Origin of the sequence: Okeania sp. SIO2C9 (assembly GCF_010672455.1) — a bacterium.
Classification (GTDB): Bacteria; Cyanobacteriota; Cyanobacteriia; order Cyanobacteriales; family Microcoleaceae; genus Okeania.
The window spans coordinates 1-6,049 of record NZ_JAAHGO010000164.1 but is presented as its reverse complement, the minus strand read 5'-3'; the positions used below and the strand labels follow the sequence as shown (position 1 = coordinate 6,049).

The 6,049-nt window shown below is 37.0% G+C and carries 5 protein-coding genes; 1 reads left to right on the top strand and 4 read right to left on the bottom strand.

The window, feature by feature from the left end; translation table 11 throughout:
* Positions 1–283: 283 nt before the first annotated feature.
* Positions 284–652 (top strand): DUF1823 family protein, encoded by a 369-nt coding sequence (locus tag F6K23_RS39725; protein ID WP_293166601.1) that lies wholly within the window; start codon positions 284–286, stop codon positions 650–652.
* Positions 653–1,534: 882 nt separating this feature from the next.
* Here F6K23_RS39725 and F6K23_RS39720 read toward each other — a convergent pair.
* The 4 genes from F6K23_RS39720 to F6K23_RS39705 all read right to left on the bottom strand — a co-directional run bounded on the left by F6K23_RS39720 (position 1,535) and on the right by F6K23_RS39705 (position 6,028).
* Entirely contained in the window at positions 1,535–3,694 is a 2,160-nt protein-coding gene (locus F6K23_RS39720) for a protein phosphatase 2C domain-containing protein (protein WP_293166599.1), read from the bottom strand.
* A 714-nt stretch (positions 3,695–4,408) separates the two neighbouring features.
* A complete protein-coding gene (locus tag F6K23_RS39715) occupies positions 4,409–4,756 on the bottom strand; it encodes an NAD(P)H-quinone oxidoreductase subunit M (RefSeq protein WP_293166597.1) in 348 nt (115 codons plus the stop codon).
* Between the two features lie 803 nt (positions 4,757–5,559).
* On the bottom strand, positions 5,560–5,772 hold the full coding sequence (locus F6K23_RS43065) for a hypothetical protein (RefSeq protein WP_375340828.1): 213 nt from the start codon (positions 5,770–5,772) through the stop codon (positions 5,560–5,562).
* Between the two features lie 58 nt (positions 5,773–5,830).
* Positions 5,831–6,028 carry a hypothetical protein gene (locus F6K23_RS39705; protein WP_293166593.1) on the bottom strand — a complete coding sequence of 66 codons (198 nt, stop codon included), beginning with the start codon at positions 6,026–6,028 and terminating at the stop codon, positions 5,831–5,833.
* Positions 6,029–6,049 lie beyond the last annotated feature (21 nt).

The window sequence follows — 6,049 nt, the reverse complement described above, 5'->3', positions numbered from 1 at the left end:
GACAAAAAGCTAAAAGTGTTCATGTAAGCAAATTAAAAGTTGTACATCAAAAAGACGGTTATACCTATACATTTTGTCCACAGTTGTCCATAAAAGTCGAGGAAAATGTCGTCTAAAACTCAACAGTTATCATTACTGCATTTGACATATCAAAAGCTTAAAACTCAGACAACGCCAGATTTTTCCTTCTGCCTTCTTCCTTCTGCCTTCTTCCTTCTTCCTTCTTCCTTCTGCCATATCATAATATAATCATATAAAAATAAGTTAAATGGAGTCAGCTTTTATGTCTGAACTACCACCACTGAATAAAGAAACTATTCAGGCAATTATTGATGAAAAAATTGATGATAATACTGTTAATCAGTTAGTTTGGTATTATCTTGGTTATCGCTATGATCCTACTATTGATAAATGGGATGCTTCTAATGTCGCACCGGAGTGGCGAGATGAATATCTAGAACCTCCTAATTTTATTGAATTTCGCCCGCCCACTGTCAAGTTAACTCGTTCTATTCCTAAAGAAAATAAACAGTTACTGAAGCAAAAGTTGGGTTTTAAAGGTTATAAAATAGGAGAATTTACTCCTGTGCAAGCACGCCGTGCTACTATGGCAAATTGGCTTTTAAGCTACATGGAAATTAGTAGTCGTTGATATTGTTTATATCAAATTTTAGTAAATATCTTCATAAATTTTCATACATTGTAGAGACTTTCATTTCAATAGAATGTTTCTACATTTTTTTCACTATAATAATGATTTGATTTGTCAAAAATCTAATAATGGCCAAGAAGTGAGGTTGTTCAACCGAATTTGATATTATAATATTATATTCGGATAATTAGGGATTGCTGATTAAATCTAAAAGCATTTACAGATAAAGGTTTTAGCCTTTTTAGAACGAAAAAAAAGTGCAACTTTTTAAGCTTGAGCGACCAAAAAGTTAGGATTTTGGGCTAACTACGGCAAAAAAATAAAGGGATAAATATATCCGACTACCTCCTCTAAATCCCCAATTCCTCCTGACTTCCACTCCTGGGAGGGGTTAGGGGTGGGTTGACTCCTGACTTCTGACTCCTACCCCTGCCAAAAGACTTTTTCAGCAAACCCTAATTAGTTATAATAATAGTTATAATAGAATTTTTGTTTGTAGTTGGGCTTTAGCCCTTTAAAGCACTTTTGATATTGATGAACCACATTGTCACAATCACGCGCCCTATAGGGACGTTCCATGGAACGTCCCTACTGTAGTCTACCGAAATGGGTAGTCCTGTATAGTAATGGTGAATGGTGGCTGAAATGTTTGCTATACCGTTACCGAAAAAATTACAATGCACCACTACCCCGAAATGAAAACCCTTGTAAATACTTGCCTTAGGGCTAAAGCCCAACTACGAACCTAATTATAACTGTTCTACCGTAAGCGTAGCTCCCCAGAAGGGGGCACATAATATTACCTAATTGCCAGATATTTTTTCACATTTTCACAACCAAAATTAGGATTGCTATAGATGTCTATTGATTGATTAAATTGAACTAATCTTCTACACATCCATCTAGTTTTTCTGAATTTTTTTCCAAAATAATGACATCCGAGCTACTCTCTATTTTTGCTTGTTGAATCCAACCTTTATCTTTTGGTTGTAGTAAAAAATTAGAAAATTCTAGGTCAATATTTGAGGGAGTTTCAGTTGAACAAACCTGTAATTCTAACCAATTTTCTTCCGATTGATTTAATTTTCTAGTTACTTGGAGAATACTGCCATCACCAACTTTACCTTTGACTGTCTTATTTGTTGTATTATTTAGTAATTCAATTGGTTCGTGCAAGCTTTCGCGAGAATGACTGCCATGACTAATCAATATAAATGAACCTATATCCAAAGATAAACTAGGAGAAAATATAGAATTTATTTGTTGACTAGGGTTTTTAGTATTCGCTGCAAAAGTATTATTCTTTGGAGAGCTTACATCCAATGGCTGTGTTATTTTTTTTGGCTCTGTTAACCCTTTTACTAAGGGACTTAAAAAATATGCCAATATTCCACCTAATACCAGAAGTATCAGAATTCCTGACAAGTAAAACCACCCACTTTTATATTCTGAGTCATATGGAAAATTTTTGGGTTTATTGTCGAAAAATTGATGATCTGATGAATTAAATTCCGAATTTTTTCGTGATTTTTCTACTTTTAAATGCTGAACTTTTACAGGTGGAAGAGACAATTCTGTTATCTGACCTTTATCAGTTACTTGATAATACACTAAAGCTACTGTTACATTATCATGCCCATTTGTAGCGTTAGCAATTTCTATTAATCTATCTCTCACTGTCGCTAGATTTGTTTTCCCTTCTAGCAATGGTAATATTTCTGTTTGCCAATATTGTTCTACTCGATTTTTATCGCTTAAACCATCAGAACAAATCAAGAAAATACTATCTTCATCTATGGGAAAACGTTGTACAGTTGGATGTAAACTTGTTGAGGCAGTAATACCCAAAGCTTGTACTAAAGCACCTGATGCTACTTGGTTGACGGCATCCTTATATAAAGAGTAACCTAATCTAACTTGACGAGTCGCAACATCATCATCTAAAGTTACTTGATAGCATCGAGTCTGAGTAATCCAGTAAGCACGACTATCTCCTACATGAGTGATGTAGAGTTCGTGTAGATGGGCGAGTGCCATAACTAGAGTTGTTCCCATCCGTTGACGACCTTGGCGTTGCTCGTTATCATTACGCTCATAAATGGCATCATTAGCGGCATAAGCAGATTCTTCTAATTTTGTAGTTATAGTCAGGGGATCGCCATCTTCAGGTATGTTCTGTAATCTTTGGCACAAAACTTTAATTGCTAACTCTGATGCTTCTTCTCCTCCTTCTTGACCACCAATACCATCACAGACAATAGCTACTGTTTTATAACTCGGTGGATAGCTAATGGCTGTTTTGCTGGGTGGGTAACAAGCATCTTCATTGTTAGAACGATTAGGTCCGGTATCTGTAGCAGTGGCAATGTTAATTTTTCTAATTTGCGATCGCCCCAATAATTCCAGAGCTCGATCGAGTTGTACTATAAGCTGATCGGCATTGTAGACTTCACCTGCAATCATTTGGTGAAACAGTTGTTTCAAGAATTTTTCTACTGCTGGATGAGCATTGCTTGCCCATTTCTGCCAGAATCTACCTAAGTGCTGCAATGTCAAAGATTTTTGATCTGCCTGTAGCTCTAATAACCGTACTAATTGTCCTTCTACCCGCAGATTTTCTGAATTTAGCAAACTAGAAGCTACTTTTTGCACATTCAACGGTTGCCAAAGTTGAGCCATTTGCCATAACCAATTTAACTGTCGCATTGGTGTAGCATCTTTCCATGCTGTAGCTATTTTTGGCATTAAGCTTCCTGAATTGGAATTAATTGGCCCTGCTTCTAAAAGCCAAATTTTTCGAGTCCCTTTTTTTTCTGTTACTGATATAATTCCAAAAACTTGAGGAATATGAAGTCTATAGGGAAATAATCTTAAATATGGTTCTATTTTACCCGGAATTTCTTCGGGCATCTGGGGTGTTTTTTCTGGTTGAGTATCCAGTACTATTCGATCGTCTTGAACTTGATAACGATCTACTATTATTTCTCCTGGCCGATAGGTTTTGATCCCTTCACCTATAGCCCACAGGTAGTGTTTTGGCATAGTGTTTTGCATCAGGGGTCCTCGCAGCTTTCGGCCATTTCTTTGATCAATTAGATTTATCTTTAATTATTTATGCTAGTTGAATTAGGTCTTTGTTCTTGATTTTTCAGCATAATTTCAATATCTATCTCAAAATATCTAATTACTAAAGTGTTTTACTGATAAAACTATAAATATTATCTCGATTGTCAGTTGTACTAAGTTAATTTTATCATATATTGTTTTTAATCATTTGAGGTCATTCATGTCTAAATCTTCTGATTCTAATGCCCTTAATAATTTTACCAATCAAGAAACTAATTACACACACCCACTTCCTAAGATAGATATAGATTAGCTGTTAACTCAACTTAGAGCTGATTTATAAAGTAAATATTAAGAGGCTGAATCTCTGGCAATACAAGGGTTTTGGCAGTTATAGTCCAATAATGCCTAAATCCCTGAGAGTTAGATTAAATAAGGGTTTTAGCTAAGTTTACAAATCAGCTATTAAACATTCTCATAAATTATATTATAAAATGTTTAATATGGAAATTTTTGTTTTAGTCGAAACTCTAGAGCAATTTTTTCCTGATGCTTGGAGTCAATTTATGGCCAACTCATCAGGTATCTATGAAGCAATTTTTACAATATTATCAAAGTAGAAGAGCACAAATATAATCCGATAACAGTTATGTTATCAGATTATTATATTAGAGATTAAATTTTAATATGCTATTTAGCTTCAGGGTCAATATCTACTCTTGGTAGTCCTAAACTATAGTTATTGACGCGACTACCAAGATTATAGCTAATTTGACCTGATTGTAATAGTGATCGCACAAAATGCTCTAAATCGGAACCTATACGACGTAGGTTGTATTCAGTTAAATCTTCCCCACTACAAGATTCTACCAGATCGTCAAACTTTCTGTAAATCTGCTGCACGGCAGTATCATTCCAGTTAAGTTCGTTATCGGGGTCGATATCGAGAGTTAATGCCTTGTCATCAGGAACAAGTTCATTGTCTTCTATAATTCCGGCAAAGATACGAATATGTCTAGTTGTTGACTTTAATGACATGAGTAGTTTTCTCTCTGTGACTTTTTGTTAAATTCTATCGTAAGTATTGAATTATCAAATTACTTAACTTTATTGGTTAAAAAATTCTCACGGAAAAATATTCAGATAATTTACGCTAAAACACTATATAATTAGGATTAAAACTATAGTCCTACGCTATATTTAGTGTTTCTGACTAAAAAATTTGTAACAGCATTTCTGAATAGTAATGCTATGTTTGATTACTGTCTGCTTCATAAAACCGACATAAAACGTCTCTCTTGGTGCGCGTTCCCTTGCGTCTGACGCCGACGCGGGGTCGCACCGCATAATGAGTGACATTTTAATGTTTACTTCCTGCTTCCACCGGAACTGTCGGCAGCACTCCGTCCACAGGCATCAACGGTCAAGCCGACCGCATCTCCCTATCTCCCCATGAGTTAAAGATAAATAGCAAACTTTTTGAGATTTGGTATAACATTAACAGGACTTACGCAAATTGACCTTTAAAGCACCATCTGTAGGGGCGAATGGCATTCGCCCTAGCTATATGTAGAGTCCCTGCTTCATTAATTGATAATGGATAATTGATAATTACCTCTGGTTAAAACCGTCCTTGATTGAATATCAGGAGATATTATTTCTTTTCTTGGTCGATTGGATATGGCTCCGGGACCTCGCCATCCCACCCAACGGGGAAGCTGCGAAGATCGACCGCTGTCTTGGTCGATTGGATATGGCTCCGGGACCTCGCCATCCCTCGACCGCTTTTTTCCCTTATCCAAGGGGAGGCTTCAAGGCGCGAATTATTTAATTATTAATTATTAATTATTAATTATTCGGTAAGTCCTGATTAAGTTCGCTGAATTCGGTATGAAAAAATGTTCCATCACAAGCGCCATTGCCAAATCTTTCAAGATATCCCCCTCCTGGGAGGGGTTAGGGGTGGGTCTCCATCTCCCCATCTCCCCATCTCCCCATCTCCCCATCTCCCCATCTCCCCATCTCCCCATCTCCCCATCTCCCCATCTCCCCATCCCCCCACACTCCTTTACCATTACTATGCACCACCACCGGTTTTTGTTGTGGCGATCGCTATAGATATAGATAGTGTGAATCTATAGATTGATGTTTTTTCGATAGTCCTGCATGGTAATGGTAGGATACATATTCTTTAATTTCTCTCATACTCCCCATCTCCCCATCTCCCCATCTCCCCATCTCCCCATCTCCCCATCTCCCCATCTCCCCATCTCCCCATCTCCCCATCTCCCCATCTCCCCATCTCCCCATCTCCCCATCTCCCCCTCTCCC